The 23,060-nt window shown below is 50.1% G+C and carries 15 protein-coding genes and 1 tRNA gene; 3 read left to right on the forward strand and 13 right to left on the reverse strand.

The features are described from left to right. Positions 1-614: hypothetical protein (locus AB1757_10640; protein MEW6127482.1), on the forward strand; the 614-nt coding region annotated here is incomplete at its 5' end. A gap of 409 nt (positions 615-1,023) precedes the next feature. Here AB1757_10640 and AB1757_10645 read toward each other — a convergent pair. Beyond that, positions 1,024-3,054 (reverse strand): M56 family metallopeptidase, encoded by a 2,031-nt coding sequence (locus AB1757_10645; GenBank protein MEW6127483.1) that lies wholly within the window; start codon positions 3,052-3,054, stop codon positions 1,024-1,026. Between the two features lie 25 nt (positions 3,055-3,079). After that, complete coding sequence (locus AB1757_10650) at positions 3,080-3,511, reverse strand: BlaI/MecI/CopY family transcriptional regulator (protein MEW6127484.1); 432 nt, start codon at positions 3,509-3,511, stop codon at positions 3,080-3,082. 149 nt (positions 3,512-3,660) lie between these two features. Here AB1757_10650 and AB1757_10655 point away from each other — a divergent pair. Beyond that, positions 3,661-3,733 (forward strand) — tRNA-Ala (locus tag AB1757_10655). Positions 3,734-3,777: 44 nt separating this feature from the next. Here the strand turns inward: AB1757_10655 and AB1757_10660 are convergent. The 11 genes from AB1757_10660 to AB1757_10710 all read right to left on the reverse strand — a co-directional run bounded on the left by AB1757_10660 (position 3,778) and on the right by AB1757_10710 (position 19,378). Next, positions 3,778-4,491, reverse strand: coding sequence for a hypothetical protein (locus AB1757_10660; GenBank protein MEW6127485.1), 714 nt, complete (start codon positions 4,489-4,491; stop codon positions 3,778-3,780). Further along, positions 4,488-7,247: a cation-translocating P-type ATPase gene (locus AB1757_10665; protein MEW6127486.1), complete on the reverse strand. Its 2,760-nt coding sequence runs from the start codon at positions 7,245-7,247 to the stop codon at positions 4,488-4,490. Before AB1757_10665 ends, AB1757_10660 begins: the two co-directional genes overlap by 4 nt. 32 nt (positions 7,248-7,279) lie before the next feature. Continuing rightward, positions 7,280-7,945 (reverse strand): hypothetical protein, encoded by a 666-nt coding sequence (locus tag AB1757_10670; GenBank protein ID MEW6127487.1) that lies wholly within the window; start codon positions 7,943-7,945, stop codon positions 7,280-7,282. Positions 7,946-7,974: 29 nt separating this feature from the next. After that, positions 7,975-8,250 carry a DUF5676 family membrane protein gene (locus tag AB1757_10675; GenBank protein ID MEW6127488.1) on the reverse strand — a complete coding sequence of 92 codons (276 nt, stop codon included), beginning with the start codon at positions 8,248-8,250 and terminating at the stop codon, positions 7,975-7,977. Between the two features lie 112 nt (positions 8,251-8,362). Further along, positions 8,363-9,280: a lytic transglycosylase domain-containing protein gene (locus tag AB1757_10680; GenBank protein ID MEW6127489.1), complete on the reverse strand. Its 918-nt coding sequence runs from the start codon at positions 9,278-9,280 to the stop codon at positions 8,363-8,365. Between the two features lie 8 nt (positions 9,281-9,288). Further along, positions 9,289-12,582: an efflux RND transporter permease subunit gene (locus AB1757_10685; protein MEW6127490.1), complete on the reverse strand. Its 3,294-nt coding sequence runs from the start codon at positions 12,580-12,582 to the stop codon at positions 9,289-9,291. Positions 12,583-12,599: 17 nt separating this feature from the next. After that, the gene (locus tag AB1757_10690; GenBank protein ID MEW6127491.1) at positions 12,600-14,483 is read right to left on the reverse strand and encodes an efflux RND transporter periplasmic adaptor subunit; all 1,884 of its coding nucleotides are present in this window, start codon (positions 14,481-14,483) and stop codon (positions 12,600-12,602) included. 38 nt (positions 14,484-14,521) lie between these two features. Further along, positions 14,522-15,022: a hypothetical protein gene (locus tag AB1757_10695; protein ID MEW6127492.1), complete on the reverse strand. Its 501-nt coding sequence runs from the start codon at positions 15,020-15,022 to the stop codon at positions 14,522-14,524. An 81-nt stretch (positions 15,023-15,103) separates the two neighbouring features. Beyond that, the gene (locus AB1757_10700; GenBank protein ID MEW6127493.1) at positions 15,104-16,444 is read right to left on the reverse strand and encodes a TolC family protein; all 1,341 of its coding nucleotides are present in this window, start codon (positions 16,442-16,444) and stop codon (positions 15,104-15,106) included. A 125-nt stretch (positions 16,445-16,569) separates the two neighbouring features. Continuing rightward, on the reverse strand, positions 16,570-17,103 hold the full coding sequence (locus tag AB1757_10705; GenBank protein MEW6127494.1) for a hypothetical protein: 534 nt from the start codon (positions 17,101-17,103) through the stop codon (positions 16,570-16,572). Between the two features lie 364 nt (positions 17,104-17,467). Continuing rightward, positions 17,468-19,378, reverse strand: coding sequence for an ATP-binding protein (locus AB1757_10710; protein MEW6127495.1), 1,911 nt, complete (start codon positions 19,376-19,378; stop codon positions 17,468-17,470). A gap of 841 nt (positions 19,379-20,219) precedes the next feature. On the opposite strand from AB1757_10710, the gene AB1757_10715 reads away from it, so the two are divergent. Next, complete coding sequence (locus tag AB1757_10715; GenBank protein MEW6127496.1) at positions 20,220-23,021, forward strand: PAS domain S-box protein; 2,802 nt, start codon at positions 20,220-20,222, stop codon at positions 23,019-23,021. The last annotated feature ends 39 nt before the right edge of the window (positions 23,022-23,060 follow it).

The raw sequence follows: 23,060 nt of genomic DNA on the forward strand, positions 1-23,060 counted from the left end.
TGGTCTTGCCCGGTCTGCTCCCGCCGTTTACGCAGACCAAAGCTTGGGCTTCAACCACACGCTTGATGGCTGACCCCTTGCTTCCGAAAATCAGCAAAGCGACGATGGTGAAAAAATTATTGACCGTCGAAGGGGAAAATTTTGTTGAAGGGACAAGTTTGTTGGTCAATGGCGTGAAGGTGAAAAGTTACCTTGATGAGATGACGCCGACGACGAAGTTAAAAGTCAACAAAGCGAACAAGCGATTACCGATAGATGAAATCGTTAAGTTGCAAGCGCGCAATCCTGATGGCCAAGTGTCAGGGGAATTCGCCTTTTTCACCGGTTTGACTTTCAGCACCCAGAACACGATTAATGGGCTTTCGGCTTATGTGCAAGCAGGAAGAAAATTTTTGCTTCGGTTTCAGGATGAAGGTATTTACTGGGGAATCTACTTGGGACCAGGATACCACTACCCTTTAGTCGAATTTTTGACCGAGGTAGATAATGTTATCCCCTCTTCTCAAGGGCTTTACCTTGCAAGGCAACCGGGATACGCGCCGTTCTGGATGGAAGCCTCTCCGGTTGGGCAAGCACATTACCTATACCTTGTAAATCTTAATGTTGTTGAATAGGCATTAGGTAGAAAAACGATTTCACACGATAAACTCAAATTTTCAAAAGCAACTTAGCTTCACTCCCAAGTCATTAAGCATACCTCAATTTAATTACGATTGAGCACGGCTGAATTTTGTACTAACCCAAGCTGTACCTTGCAGAGGTTGAACAATGAAAAAAAGATTATCTCCTGCTCTGATGTTGCTTCCGGTTTTGTTGTTAATCGTTTTCAGCAACTTACTACACCCAACTTCAAAAAGAACCTTGTCAGTACCAGGCAACGAAGCTTTCGATTCGGCTGAGGAAGCGACGCAATAACGAGGTCAAGTGTTAAGGCAAAATTAAATTCAATCACTTCCACATTGAACCGTTGAAATTTCAGGACAAGTGCAACCAGGCTGATTGAAGATAATTTTGCCTTAGCGGTTAATTATCGGTCTGAAAATTAAAGGTCAACGTACCGCTCACTTTAACCGGTTCGCCTCGAAGCGTCGCCGGATTGAAGCGCCATTGACGCGCTGCATCAACCGCCGCATCTCTTAACATTGGATGACCGGATGTGGCTCGCGCGCTGATGACCTCGCCCTGTTCATCAATGGTGACTTCAACCGAAACCGTGCCGGTTATTTTCGCAGACTTCGCGGTTTCCGGGTACACAGGATTGACGCGATGAATGACCGCGCCTTGCAAGACGCCGCCGGATTTGCGAACCCCATCGGGCGGCGCAGGCGGCAGCGGCGGCAGCGTTGGTTCGGGCGGCGCTTCGGTTGTTGGTGGCGCAGGGGGCGCGGGTTTAGCAAGCGGTGCAGGTGGCGGTGGTGGCGGAGGCGGAGGCGGTGGAACTTTGCCCCATACCTCACCATCACTAAATATCACGCCGACAACGCTCGCCGTAATATCCGTCGGCTCTGCTGTCAGATTGACGAACCGACCGGGACTAAAGGTGTAAGCGCCGTAAGGGTCAACCATCTGCTTGCGACTCTCGAAATACATTCGCTCTTCGTCGTCTTTGGTTTTGAGGACAACCGCGATGCCTCGGATGGCGCGATTGCTGTTGCTGAGTAACTTGAGACTGAATCGCACGGCATAGGTGGTATCGGATTGCACCCAGTTGCCATTCTGTTTGGTGTAGACTCCGAAATTACGAACTGCCTTGATGGATGCCTGCGTGATGGCAAGCGGCGTATCGTTTTTATTGGCAAATTGCAGATTCATTTCCGGCGCTTTATCGAGTTCAGCCATTAAATCTTTAACCCGTTGCGCATTGTCATTTTGTGATAAAGTCTCGATGCCACCTGCGATACCGCCTACGACAGCGCCGCTGACGCCGCCTTCAACGCCACCCGCAACGCCACCACTGATGCCGCCTTCAACCCCACCCGGAATGCCGCCGCTGACCCCATTTTTAATTTGCGATGCGGAATGATCGCGGCTGAAAACGCCTGCGGCGATGGAAAAAATCACCAGCGTAGTTGCCACCATGCCGACGATGGCGCGATGTGACAACGCCAATTTGGTTTTTACTTCGTGTGCCATAATTTTTTCTATTCTCCTTTTGAGGTCTGAACCCGAAGCTGCCGAAACCCCGGCAACTCGCAGCCCCAGACAAAATTGCAAAACTTTGAGTAAACTGGCGGCATAAATGCCATGTGCGCCGCCAAGTTCAATCACCGTTTCATCACAGGCGCTCTCACGTTCGGCAAGCAAACGCTTGTCGATGTACCAGACAAGTGGGTGGAACCAGAACAGACAACCGATAAACATTTGCAGGTTGCTCAATAGGTTGTCGTGACGCGATAAATGAACCAGTTCATGCATCATCACCGCATCCAACTCTTCCTGATTCAAGGTCTCCGATAAGGTTTCAGGTAAAACGATGGTTGGACGAAAGACGCCCCAGATGCCCGGCTCAAAAACCTTTGCTGAAATGATTAAGCGAATTTCGCGGTTAATCAGCAACCAGGATTTGACGCGCTTGAGCGAATCCCATTCCCGTCCCTCGGTTTGCGGATTTCCGACTTTTACAGCGCGCGAAAAATTTCTCCGTTGCCCGACCCAATACCCTGTCAAAGCGAGAAACCCCATCAACCAGAGGATTGAAAGGAGACAGTAAACCTCTCCATGACCCGTGGCGGCAGATGCGGAATCGACGACTTCATAAACACCATAGGTGACGGGCGCTGCCACCTGCGAAATTAAACTGGGTTCGGTTGATGGATTGGCGAAAAAATCGGGCAAGCCGAGGCGCTGTAGTAGCGAAAATAAAAATGCCGCAGGAAGCGCGAATTTTGCCAGACTCAAAATCAATATCGCGTAACGGGCGCGCGCCGGACTCCCTTTCAACAGGTAGATTGCCGCGCAAGCAAGTAGAGCGAAAAGCGTCGATTGCCATAAATGATTGGCAATTAGCGACCAAAATGAAACGGACGATTCGGCGAGCCATTGGTGAAAGGTCATCGCTCACAAACTCCTTTCGACAAGATTACGACCGGCGATGTTTGGAATCTTTAGGCGCTTTGGATTTTTCAACTGCTTCGCGAGGTTTCTCGGCAATGAGATTTTCAATTTCGCGAATATCTTCGAGGCTGAGTTTTCCTGCCTCTGCCAGGTGCGCCATCAAGGGGCGCGCTGACCCCCCGAAAAAATCAAGCAGGTCATTGACCAGTCTTTGATAAGCCGATTGTTTGGAAACCACCGGTTCAAAAATGTGGGCGTTGCCGATTTTCTTGACCCGACGCACCGCGCCTTTTTCTTCCAGGCGGTAGATAATCGTCTGCACCGTGGTATAGGCAGGACGCTTCTTGGGCGGCAATAACTCTTGAATTTCGCGAACCGAGCCGCTGCCGAGTTCCCAGAGCGCATCCATGATTTCAATCTCAAATTTCGATAGCTTAATGGGCTTTTCTCTTGCCAACGATGTTCTCCCTAAATGAATTTACTACGGCTGAGGTTGAATCTACTACAAATGTCGTAAATTGGTCAACGAAATTTTTAACAAGCGGGAATTTTGCTGATTGGTTGACAGCCGCCCTGTGGTTCCGTAACATCTTTACTTCGACAAACGGGGCTGTAGCTCAGTTGGCAGAGCGCGTGGCTCGCATTCACGAGGCCAGGGGTTCGAATCCCCTCAGCTCCATTGTAATTTTCAGTTTGCGAGAGGTCATCCGGTCTCTCGCTTTTTTATTTTTCCTGACCACTGGGAAGCGGATAGGTCACCTTATTAATTTTTCCCCATAAGTAATCATAAACGACTTCTTCCATTCGCTCTTTTAACTCGAAATTAAATGTTTTGGTCTGTCCGGCAAAATGTCGTTCAAAGCTTGAAAGTGAGAAGCGGTAAGCTCCAGAGCGGCTGATGCTTTGAATATCACCCCACTGCCAGTAGCGTGACTTTTCCGCCTTATCGGTTGATTGATAGACCACCTGATCCGAATAAATCTTCAAGAAACCTTCACAGCCGCCAAAGGTATGCAGGTGTTTTACAGCAAGTTCATACTTCGGCGGTTCAGCAGTTTCTGGAATGACACTGGTTGCAACAGGATAATCGGTCTTCTTTACAAAGAGTGTGCTGATTTCCGGTGTGATTTGTCCGTCAAGGAGTTTGAATTTGAAAATCCGATCACGTCCGAGCAGGCGTTTTTGGTCTTCATAACTGGTAATCTCCAATTTTGTGGGCGAGACCACTTTAATCTGACGAATCGCCTGGTATTGCCAGACGCGAGCGTCTTCTTTATGTGGCGTTTGGTATTCGATCTTATCCGCCGTGATCAGAAGTTTGCCCCGACAATCCCACAGGGTGTGTTCGTGCTCAACGGAAAACTCAAAACTTTGCGCCTGCGCGATCATTGGCACCGACAAGATGAATAAGATCATTGCAAACAAAACTCTTTTCATATTTCCTCCCGTGTGAGTAACCGGCCAGTTGTGATTTTCGGTTGCTCATTTTTCGGTGGCTCGTAATGCCGCCGAATAACTTTAAAAACCTCAAGCGCCACAAGCGGGATTGCGCCAATGGCTAATAAAACGAAGCATTCTGTCCATGACACCTCAGTGTTTTTGAAAAACCGGCAAAGGGTTTGGTTATGGTGCGTCGCGAGTTGAAAAGCAATCGCTAAACCAGCTACCCAGGCAAGTTTTAGATTCGAGAAGATGCCGACCATCCAGAGAGATTTCGTTTCGCTGCGGCAGCCAAAAGATCGTAGAATCTCAGCATAAACCAAGGTCGCAAAAGTGTGCGTTCTGGCCATCTCTAAATTCTCATAGGTTAATCCATATAGGTACACGGCAAACGTTACACCCGCCGTAAGCATTCCAGTGACGGTCATAGTTATAAAAAAGTTTCGATCCGTAAACGATTCGCTGCTCCGGCGAGGGGGGCGTTGCATGACTTCGGGGTCAATCGGGTCCATAGCCAGAGCCAGTGCAGGCAGCCCATCGGTCACCATATTGATCCATAAAAGGTGAATTGGCAGCAGGGGTATTGGCAAGCCTATTAACACGCTGACGGTCATTAAAAGCAGTTCGCCGAAGTTTCCAGCGAGCAAGTATTGAAGCGTCTTCTTAATATTATCGTAAACGCCTCGTCCCTCTTCGACAGCAGCGGCGATAGAGGCGAAGTTGTCATCGGTGATGATCATATCCGACGACTCTTTGGTCACCTCTGTACCGGTCTTGCCCATTGCAATACCGATGTCTGCCCCTTTGATTGCTGGCGCATCATTGACGCCGTCGCCGGTCATGGCAATGACTGCCCCTTGTGCCCGCCATGCCCGAACAATTTGCAGTTTGTGGGCGGCGCTCACACGGGCATAAACTAGGGTTTGAGAAACCCGCTCCTGTAATTCAATGTCTGATAGTTGATCGAGATCGCTGCCGTTGAGCGCCTGGTCATCATCCTTTGCAATACCCAATTCACGCGCCACTGCCAACGCCGTGCGGGGATGATCACCGGTAATCATTACGACGCGGATACCGGCGCTGCGGCAACGCTTCACGGCATCTTTAACTTCCGCGCGCGGTGGGTCATACATTCCTGCAAGCCCTACGAAGATGAGTTCGCGCTCGATGTCATCGGCTTCTGCTTGATAGATCTCGGCTGAATCAACAATCCGATAAGCCGCAGCCAGAACCCTGAGCGCGCCTTGAGCCATCGCAGCGATCTGAGCCATTACGAATTGACGGTCTATCTCGCTAATCGGTCGAAGACCGTCAGCGCCAAGAATATGTGTGCAGCGCTCCAATAAAATATCGGGCGCGCCTTTGACCATTGCCTGCATACTTCCATCTGCCATTCTGCGCACCACGGACATGCATTTCCGGTCGGCATCAAAAGGAAATTCCCGAACTTTCGGATGGCGATTTTGAATATCACTTTGAAGCACGCCAATCTTCATCCCGGTTGTCAAAAGGGCACCTTCCGTTGGATCACCAATGACGCTCCATCTCTCTCCCTCTTGTAAAAGATGGGCATCATTGCAACCTACCAAAATCATAAACAACTGATGAGCGATGTCGGATTGTTTCTCATTTAAACCAATGCCATCGGCTAAAACCTCGCCTGATGGCGTGTAGCCTTCTCCAGTTACGGAAAATCGTCGTTCGGCAACAAGCAATTCGCGCACGGTCATTTCGCCAACCGTGAGCGTACCGGTCTTATCCGTGCAGATGACATTCGTAGAACCCAGCGTTTCGACAGCGGGAAGTTTACGAATCAGGGCACGCCGTCGCGCCATTCGTTGAACTCCGAGCGCCAGCGCCACCGTGACGATAGCCGGCAATCCTTCGGGCACGGCAGCAACGGCGAGGCTTACTGAAGTAAGAAACAAGTCAAACAACGGTATGCCTCGCAAAAACCCTAAAATGAAAATTCCCCCAACGATAACCAGCGATGCCCATACCAGCATTCGCCCGACCCGTTCGAGCCGTTTCTTCAAGGGTGTACCTTCGTCAAGCGCAGCTTCTTCTAATAACCTGGCAATCCGGCCAAACTCGGTCTCCATTCCTGTAGCAATCACAATAGCTACCCCAGTGCCTGCGGCAATGCTGGTTCCCATATAAACCATGTTCATGCGGTTTCCGATGGGTAAATCTTTCTGATTGAGGGTGACAGCCCCTTTGTTGACGGTCTCCGATTCGCCGGTTAAAGCGGCTTCCATGCTTTTGAGCGATGCGGCATGCAGTAAACGACCATCCGCCGGAACCAAGTCACCGGCTTCGAGTTCGATGATGTCGCCGGGAACAATTTCAATGGCAGGAAGCACGACAACGCGCCCGTCGCGTCGAACTTTAGCGCGTGGCGCAGTCAGTTTTTTCAGGGCGACCAAGGCGCGTTCGGCGTTATATTCCTGATAGAAACCAATGAGCGCGTTGAGAATGACAATCGCTAGAATCGCCAGACAATCAATCCATTCACCGAGCAACCCTGAGATAACCCCCGCGCCGATTAATAGCCAGATGACCAGACTGTTGAACTGATTGACTAGGATGGCAAGCGGGTGAATCGCCGCCGCTTCACGCAAGGCATTTGCCCCATACTGATCAAACCGACGCGCCGCTTCCTCAGTTGAAAGACCTTCGACAGTTGCCTGCATCCCTTCAAGCGATTTTTCTGATGACAAGGTGTGCCAGGCAAACGATAATTCGTTGCTCAACCCAGTTTGCTCCAACTTATCCTTCACTTTTATCATTTGCAACTTCCTTCAGGGCAGCGTGAGGCAACACCTTGCGGATGACATGGACAGACATAACTGTCAGACTGGTAACGCCGCAATAAAAGTTCAATCAAATGATCCGGGTTGGCATCATAGATAACTTCCGCACCGGTCTTTTTGCCTAAAGCCGCTTCTAATGCCGGCAACGTACTGGTAATGCCCCCCGTGCCGCTCAGTACACCAATTAACTTGCCCTCTTCATAGGCTATTGAAAATTCCCCGAGCGTGCCTGACCTTCCTCCGACTACGAGCACGATGTCGCAACTGCGGATATTGATTAACTCGCGACCCATCAGACCCAACCCGGTAAAAATCAAAACATCATACTCTTGATACGGAGAGTCGAAGGTTTCAATATGTTCTTTAAGACTAACTGCGGGAGAAATGCCAACCACATGACCGCCGACTTCCTTTGCTCCAAGCACTGCTTCGTGCGGTAAACCGGGGCAGGCTCCGGTTAATAAACAGCAACCACTCTCTGCTATAGCGCGTCCAAGCTTTCGACACCGTTCCAAACAGGAGGGAGCGAAGTCACCACCCGCTGATCCCATTACACCAAATCTGATCTGCGCTCCGCTGAATCGATCACGCGCCATCAGGCTTCTGGTTTTACTTGCTTCTACTGTTTGAAATTGCATGATTGCCTCTTTTCTTAAACCGCCACTGCTCACTTCAATGCTTGAGACCGGGTGAGGTGGTTATAGAGCCAGGCGGTAGCACCCGCGACACTAGCGGTTCCAAGTGTCCAGCCCGCCAAGCCGCCGAAGAAGTTGCCCCAAGTTAGTGACCGTACAATGCCACTTAAATCTGCGTGAATAAGATGCCCGGCTATCGCGGTCGTCTCTTTCGGCGCGATGGCGACAAAGAAAGCACATACAACAAACAGAGTTGCCGCAATCAGTGCCGAGGCAATAGCAAAAGCGCGTATATCAAGTTTCATCATGATTCTCCTTTCATCGTTGTTTTACATCGAGTCTTGCTGGCTCACGTATGGAAGCGGTCAGCGTGCGCCGACTATGAAAAAAACACGCCTCACAACCTTCCACCAGTTATTGTTATTCCATTCCGGCTGAAGTCCGGAGTGATTTTCCTGCCTGTAACTGTGACCAGGCGCTCATCACCGCTGGAACATAGTTACGCGTTTCCAAGGGCAATAAACCACGCCGTGACATCTCATCAAAATCTCGTATGCCGGTTTTGTTGATGATGCGTTGCACGCGGTTTTCCCCGGCGTTGTATGCCGCAATCGCTAATTTCCAATCCCCGAATTGACGATAAAGGTCGCGCAGGTAACGCGCCGCGGCGCGAGTAGAATGCTCCACATGAGTGCGATGATCATTAGCGGGTTCAACCGTTAAGCCATAGCGCGCTGCGGTTGCGGGCATAAACTGCCACATTCCCCGTGCCCCTTTCGGAGACAGCGCCAGCGGATTAAATCGGCTTTCCACGAAAGCCACTGATAACAGCCCGACCGGCAGGCGCTCTTCCTCAAGAATTGGAGCGAGCGTTCTGTAGTATTGGTTGAGTCTACTTTTCGCCGTCGCTTTCAGCGCATAGAAGAAAGTCTTTTCAGGCTTTATCAATATCGGCGAAGGGTTGGCTTGCGGAGCAAGCGCCTTCAATTCATGATCAACACGCTTATGCAGTTCACCTAACAAGCCGCCACGTTCGCTTTGGTCTTCCATTGCGGCGATTTTCTGCGCCTCTTTCAATATTTCCGTGGCTCGTCCGATCTCGCCGACTTTTTTAGCCTGAGAACTCGCATCGATTAACCGCGAAGCCGCAATCACTTTTTCCGCAGCCTGATGGCGAGCGCTAACGCTCGATTCAATGCTCTTCATGGCTCGCAAAACCGGATCATCCGTAACCGCCGTCGATTGGCCGTTGGCGATTTCCGCTCCGGTCAAGATGAGGACAATCAAGATTGTCAGTGTAAAAGCTCGAACCCAGGTTTTGCGGTGATTCGCGTTCATAACCTCTCCTATTCTTGATAAGCCAGCGCCACCGACGTCGTTGAAGCCCTTTTGACTTCGGTATGCCATTTCCAGATTTCATAAATCGCCGGATAAACCACCAACTCCATAATGAATGAGGTAAACATTCCCGCGACCAAGGGTGCCGCGATACGCTTCATCACATCCGCGCCGGTGCCTACGGCGAGCATCACCGGCACCAAGCCGATGAAATCAACCATCACGGTCATGAATTTTGGTCGCAACCGTTTCACTGCGCCGTTCAGGATCGCTTCGTGCAACTGCTCCCTGTTCTTCATCAATCCTTTCGAGCGCATTTCGTCATAAGAGAGATCAAGATAGAGCAGCATGAAGACACCGGTTTCTGCATCAACACCTAGTAGCGCAATCAACCCAACCCATACAGCAATGCTCAGGTTGTAGCCGAGTAGGTAAAGCAACCAGATTGCGCCGATTGCCGAGAAGGGAACCGCGAGGAAGACAATGAAGGTTTTCACATAGGAGCGGGTGTTGAAATAAAGCAGCAGGAAGATGATGAAGATGGTAATTGGCACGACAACCATTAAGCGTTGTCTGACGCGCTCCATATTTTCATATTGACCGCTCCAGGTCAGCGTGTAACCCGGCGGCAGTTGCAACTTCTCGCGGAGCACTTGCTTGGCATTGGCGACATAACTGCCGACATCGGTTCCCGAAACATCAACATAAACATAGCCACTCAACCGACCGTTTTCGTCACGGATCATACCCGGACCCGATTGCACCTTGATGTCGGCGATTTGCGAGATGGGAATCTGCTGCCCGTCCATCGTCGGAACCAGCGTCCGGTTCAACCGTTCAATGGTGCTGCGATAGTCGCGCATATAGCGAACGTTGACCGGGTAGCGTTCGCGCCCTTCAACCGTCGTTGTGACATTCTCACCGCCGATGGCCGACATCACTACCATATTGGCTTGGTCAATGGTGAGACCGTAACGCGCAAGCTCTTCGCGCTTGAGGTCGAAATCAAGAAAGTAACCGCCCGCCGTGCGTTCAGCGAAGACGCTTGCCGTTCCGGGAACCTCTTTGAGCGCCATCTCGAGGTGTTGACCCAACTCTTGAATCCTGTTCAAATCAGCGCCGAGAATCTTGATGCCGACAGGGGTTCGGACGCCGGTTGTGAGCATATCCACACGGGCTTTTATCGGCATCGTCCAGGCATTCACGACGCCGGGAATTTGCATTGCTTCGTTGAGTCCGCCGGGGCCATGAATCAACTCTTCTGTGCTCTTATGGTCAGGCCAACCTTGCCGCAAAATCCCCTGCACCCAGTTGGGTGCCCAACTGGAATACCATCGCGGAGTCTTGGGCCATTCGGACTGTGGTTTCAAGACGATGACGGTTTCCATCATCGAAAAAGGTGCAGGATCGGTGGCGGTTTCTGCGCGACCGGCTTTGCCGAAGACGCGCTCGACCTCTGGGAATGATTTGATGATCTTGTCTTGCACTTGCAGCAGCCTCTGCGATTCTGTAACTGATATTCCGGGCATCGTCGTCGGCATATAGAGCAACGCGCCTTCATCAAGCGGCGGCATAAACTCCGAACCGAGGCGGTTGTAAACCGGTATAGTCAGCAGAACGAGCAGCAGCGCGGAAAAAATCGTCGCCCAGCGGTGCCGCAATACCCATTTCACAACCGGATTATAAATTCCCATTAGCAAGCGGCTGATCGGGTGCTTCTCTTCGCTATAAATCTTGCCAACGAGAAAGAAGTTGACCACTCCCGATAAAAAGCGCGGTCGGAAGGTGAACCGTTTGGCGCGCATCAGAAACACCACCAGCGCCGGCACGAAGGTGATAGACAAAAATGCCGCTGAGGTCATCGCCAGAGTTTTGGTATAAGCGAGCGGTTTAAAGAGACGACCTTCCTGGGCTTCGAGGGCGAAGATGGGCAGGAAAGCAATAGCGATGACCAGCAGCGAATAGAAACTCGGTGCGCCTACCTCTTTGGCTGCGGTTATCAGGATGGATTTGAAATCGGCATTGCGCCCTTCCGCTTCCCAATGTTCAAGCTTCTTATGTGTCTGTTCAACCACCACGATAGAAGCATCAACCATTGCGCCGATGGCGATAGCGATTCCGGCAAGCGACATGATGTTGGCAGTGATATTCATGCCAAACATCGGAATGAAAGAAGTGATGACGGCAACCACGATGGTGACAATCGGCACGAGGGCACTCGAAAAATGCCAGAGGAAAATCAGGATGATGACACTGACAACGATTAACTCCTCCGTAAGCGATTCCTTCAACGTTTCAATTGTCCGTTCGATCAACTCGCCGCGATCATAGGTTGTGACAATCTTCACGCCTTCCGGCAAGGTCGGTTCCAGTTCGGCGATTTTTGCCCGCACCCGCTCAATAACCTTGAGCGCATTTTCCCCTGATCGCATAATGACGATGGCGCCAACCGCTTCGCCCGTCCCATCCAGTTCACTGATGCCACGCCTTAAATCTGGACCCAAAACAACTCGTCCGAGGTTCTTGACCAGTATGGGTGTCCCCGTTTTCAGATTGTTAGCGACAACGATCTTTTCAATGTCCGTGACCGAGCGAATATAGCCGCGACCACGCACCATGTACTCGGCTCCCGAAAATTCAACCAACCTGCCGCCAACGTCGTTATTGCCGCCCTTGATCGCTTCGACGACTTTATCTATCGGAATTTTGTAAGCCAGCAGTGCATTTGGGTCGAGGTTTACCTGATACTGGCGGACAAAGCCGCCAATCGGCGCGACCTCTGCGACACCAGGGATGGATTGCAATTCGTACCGCAGATGCCAGTCCTGAAGCGAACGCAATTCGGCAAGATTGCGTTTTCCGCTTTGATCGACTAGCGCATATTGGTAAACCCAGCCGACTGCCGTTTCATCCTTGGCTAATTCGACATTTACCCCTTGAGGCAGACGCGGCAGGATGTTGCTCAAATACTCAAGCGTTCGCGAACGTGCCCAATAGATGTCTGTGCCTTCTTCAAAGATGATATAGACGTAAGAGTAGCCGAAATCGGAGAACCCGCGAATGTCTTTCACCTTGGGCACACCCAACATGGAAGAGATAATCGGGTAGGTGACCTGATCTTCCATAATGTCTGGGCTGCGATCCCATTTGGCATAGATAATGACCTGAGTATCGGAAAGGTCTGGGATAGCATCGAGCGTGATGTTTTTCATCGACCAGATGCCGCTCAGGGTTGCCATGCCAATAAACAGGAAGACAATGAATTTATTGTTGGCGCAAAAATCTATAATTCGATTAATCATCGCTGCTCCTTATTGGCTCATTTTTCGCCGTCATATTTCGGGACTAAATCCATGCCGCAGTCGGGCGCTTTACCGGGCTTAGCGGATTTGTAATCCGGGTGCATCGGGTCGTACCAGTAAAGGACTTTGCGCGCAGGTTTCGCTTGATGTTGCGAGTGAGCGTTGCTCTGCGCTTGCGGCGGGGCGGAACCGCCATTCGGCTGATGCTGCGAATGATCTTCAGGTTTCTGCACCTTCGGTTGGTGCTGCGAGTGATCTGCTTGCTTCTGCGTCTTCGGTTGATGTTGCGAGTGATTTTCAGGTTTTATTGGCGGCAAAGATTGCCCCCCTTGCTGATGCTGTGAGTGATCTGCTGCTGCAGGTTTTTGGGTGTCCGCTGGCGAGCCGCCATGATTCATTCCAGGCATTCCCATTCCTGCGGCAGCCGACTTCAATTTACTTTCGGAATCAATCAGGAAGTTAGCCGAGGTGACAATGCGCTCGCCCGCCTTCAGTCCACTCAATACGATGAAGTGTCCATCTACATTCTCACCCAATTGAACTTTGCGAGGTTCGAGGTAGCCGCCTTCGTATCCCACAAAAACCATCTGTTCAGAACCCGAATCCATGACGGCTTCCTGCGGCACGACAATTTGTTTGCCGTAATCAATCTGGATTTCAACATTGGCGTACATCTCCGGTTTTAAGAGCATTTGTGGGTTCGCTACATCAATGCGAATTTTCAAGGTTCGTGTTTCGTTATCCATTTGCGGATAGATGTATGCCACGTTGCCTTTAAAGGTTTGGTTAGGGAAATAAGAGAGCGTGAAAGTTGCGGTTTGACCGATGCGAATGTCTGGCGCTTCATTCTGATAAATTTCAGCAACCAGCCAGACGGTTGACAGATCGACAATGGAATAGAGTTCGACATCCGGCGTGACGCGCTGTTTTGCATAGGCGTTGCGCGCAAGCACAAAGCCATCTGCCGGAGCGTAGAGCGCCATCGCCTTGGTTGGCGTGCCGCGTTTCTCAAGCTCTTGAATCTGCTCTTCCGAGATGTCCCAAAGTTGCAGCCGTCGGCGGGTCGCTTCATAGAGAGAGTCCGAGCCGGAAACCGCTTCGGCAAACGGACTTTCACTCAGTTCGATGCGACCCTTCCGGGCAATCAGATATTCTTGCTGTGTGGAAACCAGTTCAGGACTGTAGATGCTGAGAAGCGGCTGTCCTTGTTTGACCTCTTTGCCGACAAAATCCACAAAAACATTCTCAATCCAGCCTTCGACTTTCGGGTGAACGCGGACAATCTTCGTCTCATCGTAGTCTACTTTGCCAACCGCCTTCAGCACTCTGGAGACCCTTTTGTAAGTTACTTCGCCATAGGTGACGCCGATTAACTGCTGCTTTTCTGGACTAATTCTAAATGTCCCATCGGGCAAACTGGATTCATCCATCCCGTCTTCATAAACCGGCACCAAATCCATTCCACAATCAGGGGCTTTGCCGGGTTTATCAGATGTGTAAGCCGGATGCATCGGGTCTTGCCAGTAGAGCACCTTACGCTCAGGTTTCGGGACACTCGCAGACCCCGCCGAGGCAGCAAAAAACTTTGACAGCCGGTCTCTCTGCAAATAACCAACTGTGACAAGAGCGAGTATCAAAAGGATGAAGATAACCCGCGAAACCGCTTTTCTCTTTGACGAAGGATGGCTTGGCTGGACGGCATCCGAGGTCTGCAATTCCGGAGTACCTTCCGGTTTGGGCGACTCTTCCGGCTTACTAATTTCTGGCTCCGGTTCGCCTATCAGCAAATCAGGCTTTTCGGAGATTGGTGATTTTCCATCTTCATTGTCAGTTGGCAATTCGACCGGCAAGGTGACCTGAGAATCCCTGATTTCGTCTGTTGTTTGAATTGAGGTTTTCATATCTTCTCCCTTCTTTTATTCGTCAGTCATACGTCCTTTCAAAGGATGTGCTTGACCCTCTCACCGGCTATTTGAATCTCACCGATGGATTTCATATTCGCTGCGTTTGTGCGTAGTGTGAGTTTGGTGTTACTCACCGCTTTATTGACTGGCTCAACCTTGCAGGTCTGGCGAGCGACCTCCTTACCAACAGGCGTATTGCCCATTCGATAGCCTGCGGACATTTCCATTTCATTAAATACAAGGACGTGCTCACTGCCTTGCTCGACATGTTGCACCTGGTACATTCCTGGCTTGAGGACTACATCACCAACAAAGGTCTTTTCTGTCAGATGAAATACTCCCTTTTTGCCGGTTGAGGTCTCTTTAGTGGCAGCCTTTTCATGGTGACTTTTGTGCTCGTCCTGATTTTCAGAAGCCTCATAGCCGCGAGCGAGAATTGGCAGGCTCAAAATGCCAATGAGCAATGCCAGTACAATTATCGAAGTAGTGGCTTTTGCGATTGAATTGATTGTGATTGGGTTATCTGTAGTTTTCATAAGGTCTCCTTTTCTAACTTTTTCATTTTGATAACCTTCCGAATAGCTGTTCGGTGAGGTATGGGTTATTGATCAAGAACCTCACGGTCTGAGCGTGCGCCCTACAAGAGGCTCTAATGCGGCAACCGCCTTTTCGGTGTTGCTGACTTGTTCGTAATAACTCAACTCATAATTGAGTAGCGTCGTCAGGTTATCGAGCAGAGTGAGAAAATCGACGCTGCCCACTTCGTATCCGGCGATGGCTGATTCCAGTGACAGTGAGGACTGCGGAATGACGGTGGTTCCGTAAAGACTCACAAGTTTTTCGGCTGTCTTTGCAGCGAGATATTTTTCCTGAACTTTGTACGCCAGCAAGGTAATCATGCTCTGTAATCGTTTCTCTTCAGTCGCTTTTGCTGAGGCGGCTTCAGTAACTGCCGGTCGCTGCCTCTGGCCTGGAAAGACCGGTAGTTTTACGCCGACCATTACACCGTACATATCGGGCATTGCCGGGCGATTCTGGTAATTGAAGGAGATGGTGACATCGGGGTAGAACTCTTTGTTGGCTAATTCAATGGCGAATTGTTCGCGACTGATCTTGCTTTTTTGCGCTCTAAGCAATGGGTAGTTGGCAAGCGCCAACTCCTTAACCTCGCCTAAGGTAAAAGGGACTGGTTGCGCTTTAATCTCCTCGGTTCTCCCGATAAATGATTGCACATCGTGATAGAGCAAACTGTTCATTCGCCCGGTGGCAATCTGGCGGCGCTGCTCTAAAATGGTTTGTTGCTCAATAAGTTTTGAAATCTCAACCTGAGCTTTTAAGACATCCTGCTGGATACCTTTTCCTACTGCATAGCGTGCCTCGGCAATTTTTGCGAATTTCCCAAGCAGAGCTTTATTTCCGGTTACGACCTCAATCGCTTTATCCAGATAAAACAACTCGAAATAGACATCTTTGATTTCGGCGACGACATTGAGTCGCGTCTGTTCATAAGACCACCATTCGGCTTCAGCATTCATTGAAGCCATCTTGCCTTTGAGTTCGCGTTTACCCCACAGTGGAAATTCTTGACTGAGGCTGATGGCGCGACCGCTCGACGGGTCATCTTTTTGAATGTCGAACGGCGGGATGGGCGTGATGTTGCCCATATAACCAAAACTCAACATCGGTTCAGGCAATGCCTTGGCTTGAGGAATCCGCGCCCGCATCATATCAATGCTGCGCTCCATTGACTTAATCTCAGGATTGTTAGACAACCCTTGCTCAATTAATTGGCGAAGTGAAATGCGTTCTGGTTGCTCCTGAATCTGAAGTGCCTTGGTATCCTTTCCGCTGACCGCTGGTGAGGCGTCTTTCGCGGATTCTTGTGCCAGGACGCTTACACTGGTTAAAGCAAGAGCGCAGACCCAGGCAGTCATCGCATGAAACAATTTCGATTTCATCGAAAAACCTCGTTGACTGGCGTCTTATCAAGACACATGGCGGCTCTAGTCGCCTGTCTCAATAAGAGAAACAATCGAAATTTATAAAAATAAACAGTGCTATAGAGATGACGCGGCTGGCTTTTTTAGATTAGGAAAATCGATAGAACGAGGTAGACCGGTCTGGTACGTGGGTAATAATTTGCTGCGATGGGTAGAGTCGAACCTTGATAGCTGGAACTGATTTCAGCAGGTGGAGTTGCAACATCATCCTCAGTTTGAAGAGGAACTCTCAGGCTTATGGGCTGTGTTTTGGGCTTCTCAACTTGGCAACAGACACGTGGGATTGAGAATGGTTCGTCAACCTGAATCAAACGAGATATTTTAGCAGTCTCATTGAGAGAAACGGCATTCGGTTGATGCGAAGACGTTTTTGAAATAGCTTTACAGTGAGCATTTTTCATTGCCCCCATTCGGTCATGGGCTTTACTGAAATCTGTCGATTTTTCAGGCGGACAGCAACGACAATTTCCTTTTTTGACTGTGGAATTCAAGAAACTGTCACAAAGATAAAAAGCCGACGCAGAAGTCTGTTGGATTAGAAGCGCAGTAATAACAAAGAGCAAGCGCAATGCTGTTCGCTTATTTCTCCCGTTAATTTTGAATTCTTTCTTTGCCATTAATCTTGCTACTTTCCTGATGCCAGCGTGCAATAGCTTTTGACTTACTATCTGCTCCAAAAGTGAACTAGCAATCTTTGTGCCACCTATAAATCTAATAAATTCGTATGGTTGCTTCTTAATGCGAAAGTTTTTGAGAAATAATTCCCAAAGATTGGCGAAAATTTCGCTTTGAGAAATATTCAGTTTGGACGGAAATCAATTTTAGAGCTAAAACCAAGCCTCTATGGGTTAAGCGCGACATTATTCTCAAGACAGCGGACTCTGCGATTGCTATTACCTACATTCACCGGAAAACCGCGCGCTTCTTTTTCAGCCACTGCTTGCTTTCGACCTCTCTGAAAGTCCATAGCGATTCCGCTTCTTATTGGCGTGATTCGTTTGCGGGGTTCAATACGGCGCGCACCATCTGCGCGAGTTCGGTTGAGGTAAACGGCTTATGCAGGAAAGCCACGCCTTCTTTCAGCACGCCGTGATGGACAATCGAATCCGCTGTATAACCAGAAAGAAATAACACCTTGATGTTCGGTCTCTCTAATTTCAGTTTTTCGGATAACTCTTTACCGCCCAATTGCGGCATGACTACATCGGTTAAAATCAAGTCTATGGTTTCGGGAGTTTGTCTTGCGGTAATCAAGGCGTCATCGCCGTTTGCGGCTTCGATTACTTTATAGCCGAGTCCCCGCAAAACCCGCGAAGTATACTCGCGCACTTGCAACTCGTCTTCGGCTAAGAGTATCGTCTCGGTGCCTAAAGGCAATATATCGGCAGCCACCGACCGTTCAGACGAGGAGTCGGTGGGTTCGACTTGCGGCAAATATACCTTGAAGGTTGTGCCACGCTCCGGTTCACTATAAACCCAAATGTGTCCGCCACTTTGTTTGACGATTCCATAGACCGTTGCCAACCCCAACCCGGTTCCTTTGCCTTTCTCTTTAGTGGTAAAAAACGGTTCAAAGACATGGGCAAGCGTTTTGGTATCCATGCCGCACCCGGAATCGCTGACCACTAACATGACATAATGTCCGGCGCGCACCTCGACATGTTGCGCGGCATAGTTCTCATCCAAATAAGTATTGGCGGTTTCAATCGAGAGGCTGCCGCCATTGGGCATCGCATCACGGGCATTAACCGCCAGATTCATCAAGACCTGTTCAATCTGTCCGGGGTCTGCTTTGACGGGGTTCAATCCCGGGTCTAAGGTCGTTCTGAATCGGATGTCTTCGCCAATCAGCCGACTGAGCATTTTGCTGGTGTTTGCCACGATGGTGTTGAGGTCTAACACTTTGGGTTGCAGCACCTGTTTTCGACTGAAGGCAAGCAATTGCGAAGTGAGAGCCGCCGCCCGTTTACCGGATTTGTAAATTTCATCAATCTCCTGATGCATGGAATTGGTCGGGTCAAGCCGCGCCTTGATGAGATGGCAATATCCCAGAATAACCGTCAGCAGATTGTTAAAGTCATGCGCAACCCCGCCCGCTAAACGTCCCACCGCTTCCATCTTCTGCGCTTGAAGCAACTGTTCCTCAGTTCGCCGCAAGATTTCATCTGCCTGTTTGCGCTCCGTCATATCGCGCAATACCAGCACCGCGCCATCCCGCTTCCCGGCTTGCCCACGGATGGGAGATTTGCTGTAGCTGATAAATTTTTCGGTGCCATCTTTGGAAACCAGAGTCCCTGTATATTCGGTCGGCAAATGAGCACTCTCTGCGTCGTTCAAATCTGACACCCGGGGTTCAACGGCTCCGTTGACATCCCCTTCAACCGTTTGAAAGACCTCAGCCAGCGGCATATCAGCGGCTTGCGCCAATGTCCAACCGGTAAGCGTTTCCGCCGATGGGTTCATGAAATTGATTCGTCCATTCAGGTCGGTGGCAATGACTGCATCGCCTATACTGGAAAGGGTCACTTGCAACCATTCCCGTTGCTTGCGTAAACGACGATCACTTTCCCGTCGCCCGTTGACCAGCACCACTAAAAGACCGAGTAACACCAGTACATTAAACTGCGCAAAAAAATATTTTGCCGTAAGCACTCTCTCCGGTTGTGTCCGCCAAGTTGATAGCACGGAAACCAACTCAAACAACACTAACAGCAGCAACCCCGGTCCTTTCCCGAAAAACCAACTGATCCCGATTAACGCGAGAATCACCATAAAACTCAAATCAATCCCGATGGAAAGACGACGAAGGAGAAACGCAAGGAGAAGAATCAACGCAAACGCGGCAAGTCCGCAGCCGTAGCGCACGATTAGTGATTTGGTGGTTTTTTGCATCGCCGGTTCCTCGCAGATTAGACCAAACAGATGGTTTGGTAGGTTAAGACTGAGGAACGAAATCAGAGAGATAAGCACAACACTTATCTTGAATTCTCTGTAAGTTACCTTTATCTGCCAGGTCGAGTATATTACAAAATATATTTAATGCGCGACTCTTTCGTTGCTTAAATTGTGCCCAGACCGTCAACGTCCGCCAGGGGTTGTCCCATTCGGTAATGGCGACCGCCCCATAGCCCCCGGTACATAAATCGGCGAGATTATAAAAAACACCCGACCATTTTTCAGAACCGGTAAATGCGCCACTGCGTCTTCGCCTCCAATCAATAATGATGCTTTCAGGCTACACAAGGCTTATGCCGGGAAGCCGGGTTTCGAGATGATTCCAGATGCCGGTTGGCAACTGATGGATAATTCCTTTAATGCGACTTGAAACCGTGATATAAATTCACCCGAAATCAAGAAGCACAGGGGCAAATGGTCAACGTTGACCACAGGCTTTATCAACTTTGGTCATCGTAAAATCAATTGCTCGTCTGTCGCTCCCCCATAGACTTTGAGCCGGAATGTTGTTGGGCTTAGAGTCTCGCAAACACCTCAGCAAGCGTTTCCGGGCGACTGACCTCAACCAGGATGGTGAGGTTTTGTAAGATGACCTGCGCCCGAAGTCATCTACGATATTCCGTGCTAGATTCTTGATGATTGGCGAATGCCGAACGCGGTGAGTCACTAAAATTAAATCTGCAATCACGTTAATCAATAAGCCTTGCTGAAACGAATTGGATGGTTATTTGATGCCTTTTAGGAAGGGCAATTCACCTTGGAGAGTGAAGAGGTTTCTATGAAAAAGAGGGTGCGAACAGTGGCGCTACGCTATGGCTTGCCGGTGCTTTCATTCCTGGCAATTCTTCTGATTGCAGTAGCCATCAGGCGCTATTTTTCCATAACCTTAGACCCCACAACTTTGCTTATCGTTTTGTTGATTGCCAGCGCCTGGTATGGTGGCAGGGGTCCTGGGTTGCTCGTTGCCCTGGAATACGAAATTGCCGTGCTATATTACACCTGGCATCAACAAACCGCGCCAAGATATTTTTTTCTCATGTTGAACCGCCTGATTCTCTTCATCAGTCTGGTGCTGTTTGTCAGTTCTCGCCGCAAGGCTCAACACCGGGTTGAGGCAGAGCGTGAGCGGCTTCGCGTGTCACTTGCAAGTATCGGGGATGCGGTGATCGCTACAGACATCAACGGACTGATTGATTTCATTAATCCGACGGCGGAAACCTTGACGGGCTGGACGAAAGACCAGGCGGTCGGCAAATCCATTACCACGGTCTTCAATATCGTAAATGAATTCACTCGCCAGTTGGTCGAGAATCCGGTTGCAAAGGTGTTGCGTGAAAAGACCATCGTCGGGCTTGCCAACCACACCATCTTAATCGCAAAAGGCGGCAGAGAAATTCCGATTGACGACAGCGGCGCGCCGATTCGCTTATCCGATGGCAAGGTTGTCGGGGTCATCCTGGTGTTTCGCGATGTGTCGGAGCGTAAACGCGCCGAACAAACCAAAGCGGCATTAGCCGCTATCGTTGAATCATCTGACGACGCCATCTTCAGCAAGGATTTGCAGGGAGTTATTCTCAGTTGGAATCAAGGTGCCGAACGCCTCTATGGCTACACCTCTGACGAAGTGATTGGCAAATCGGTGGCTTTATTGATGCCGCCCGACCGCAACGACGATTTCCCAAATATCCTGGCAGCCTTGCAGCGCGGCGAAATCATTTCGCATTACGAAACCGAGCGTAGGCGCAAAGATGGTACAGTATTCGAGATTTCTTTGACGGTATCCCCGATTCGCAACGCCATCGGTGAGATGATTGGCGCATCGACAATTGCCCACGACATCACTGAGCACAAGCGCCTGGAGAAAGAGGGAGAAGTGTTGTTGTTGCGTGAGCAAACGGCGCGTCAGGAAGCCGAACGCCGCTGGCACGACAGCATTACGCTGACCGAGATGAGCCGCGAATTGGTCGCCCACCTCGATACCGCTCAGGTAACCGCTACGCTTTGCCGGACAGTGCGTAAATTATTGGGTTGTGATGGAGCAGCTTTTATATTGTATGAAGGGGAGAGCGTTTTTTATGCCGACGAAGATGCCCGGATGCCGCTTTGGAAAGGACGTCGGTTTTCTTCCACAAACTGTATTTCGGGGTGGTCGATTATTCACCGAATGCCGGTAGCGATTGCAGACATTTATACCGATTCCCGAATCCCGATTGATGAGTATAAAAAAACATTCGTGAAAAGTTTGGCGATGATGCCGGTCGGTCCCAGAGAGCCGGTCGCGGCAATCGGCGCTTACTGGGCACATCAACACCAGGCGAGCGATTATGAACTTGATTTATTGCGCGCTGTGGCATCGGCAGCCGACCTCGCGCTGGCGAGAGCAAAAGCTTATGAAGAAATGAGCGCCGCCCGCGCCCGCGCAGAAGAAGCCAACCGCTTGAAAGATGAGTTTCTGGCGACCTTATCCCATGAACTCCGAACCCCGCTCAACGCCATGATGGGATGGTCGCGTCTCATCCAGGGCGCGAATATAGATGACAAAACCAGGAAGCGCGGGATAGAGATTATTGAGCGGAGCGCCGCCGCACAGGAGCAACTTATTGAAGATTTATTGGATGTCTCGCGCATTATTGCCGGGAAACTGACGCTCAATATGGAATCGCTGAAACTGGATACCTGCATTGAACCGGCAATTGATTCAGTGCGACCGGCAGCAACCGCTAAAGATATTCAACTGCATGTCAACCTTGACCATTCTGTGAACCTCATTCGAGGTGATGCTGCGCGCCTTCAGCAAGTGGTCTGGAATTTACTGACCAATGCCATAAAATTTACTCCACGCGGCGGCAAGGTCTATCTATCATTGGTTCGCAATGCTCAAGACGTGCAACTTAGGGTGCGCGACACCGGGCAGGGCATCAAGCCGGAATTTCTGCCTTATATTTTTGATCGTTTCCGCCAACAGGAGAGCATCTACACTCGCCAGCAAGGTGGTCTCGGTCTGGGGCTAGCTCTGGTCAAACACCTGGTTGAATTACATGGCGGAACCATTGAAGCGCATAGCACAGGGGAAAACCAGGGGGCGACCTTTATCATTACTCTACCTTTAGTTGAGGAGACGCAAAATATGCCAACCGTTGAAAACGACCATGCGTCAACATCATTGGATTCACATGCGCTTCCATCGGTACGGGTGCTGGTCGTTGAAGATGACCCGGACTCTTTAGAGTTGGTGCGTTTTGTGCTGGAAATGCAAGGAGCCGAAGTGAAGTGCGCCAGTCGCGTTTCGGAAGCCATCGGCTTATTAAACCAATGGACGCCGCAAGTGGTGGTCTCTGATATTGGTTTGCCGGATGAAGATGGCTATTCATTAATCCGTCAGCTAAAGCTAATCGAAGAGGAAAAGAAAAGCGCCATCCCGGCATTGGCACTCACCGGTTTCGCCGGTCGAACAGAAGGGTTGCGCGCAGTGGAAGCGGGCTTTCAATTCTTTCTCACTAAACCGATGGAAGCCGAAAAATTGATCGACGCCGTAGCGAAGTTGGTCAAGCCGGAACTGACAATGAAGGTCACGGAATGAACTGAAAAGTTAGTTGATAGAAAAACCAGTTTTCAATCT

It is taken from the genome of Acidobacteriota bacterium (assembly GCA_040754075.1).
GTDB lineage: Bacteria > Acidobacteriota > Blastocatellia > UBA7656 > UBA7656 > JBFMDH01.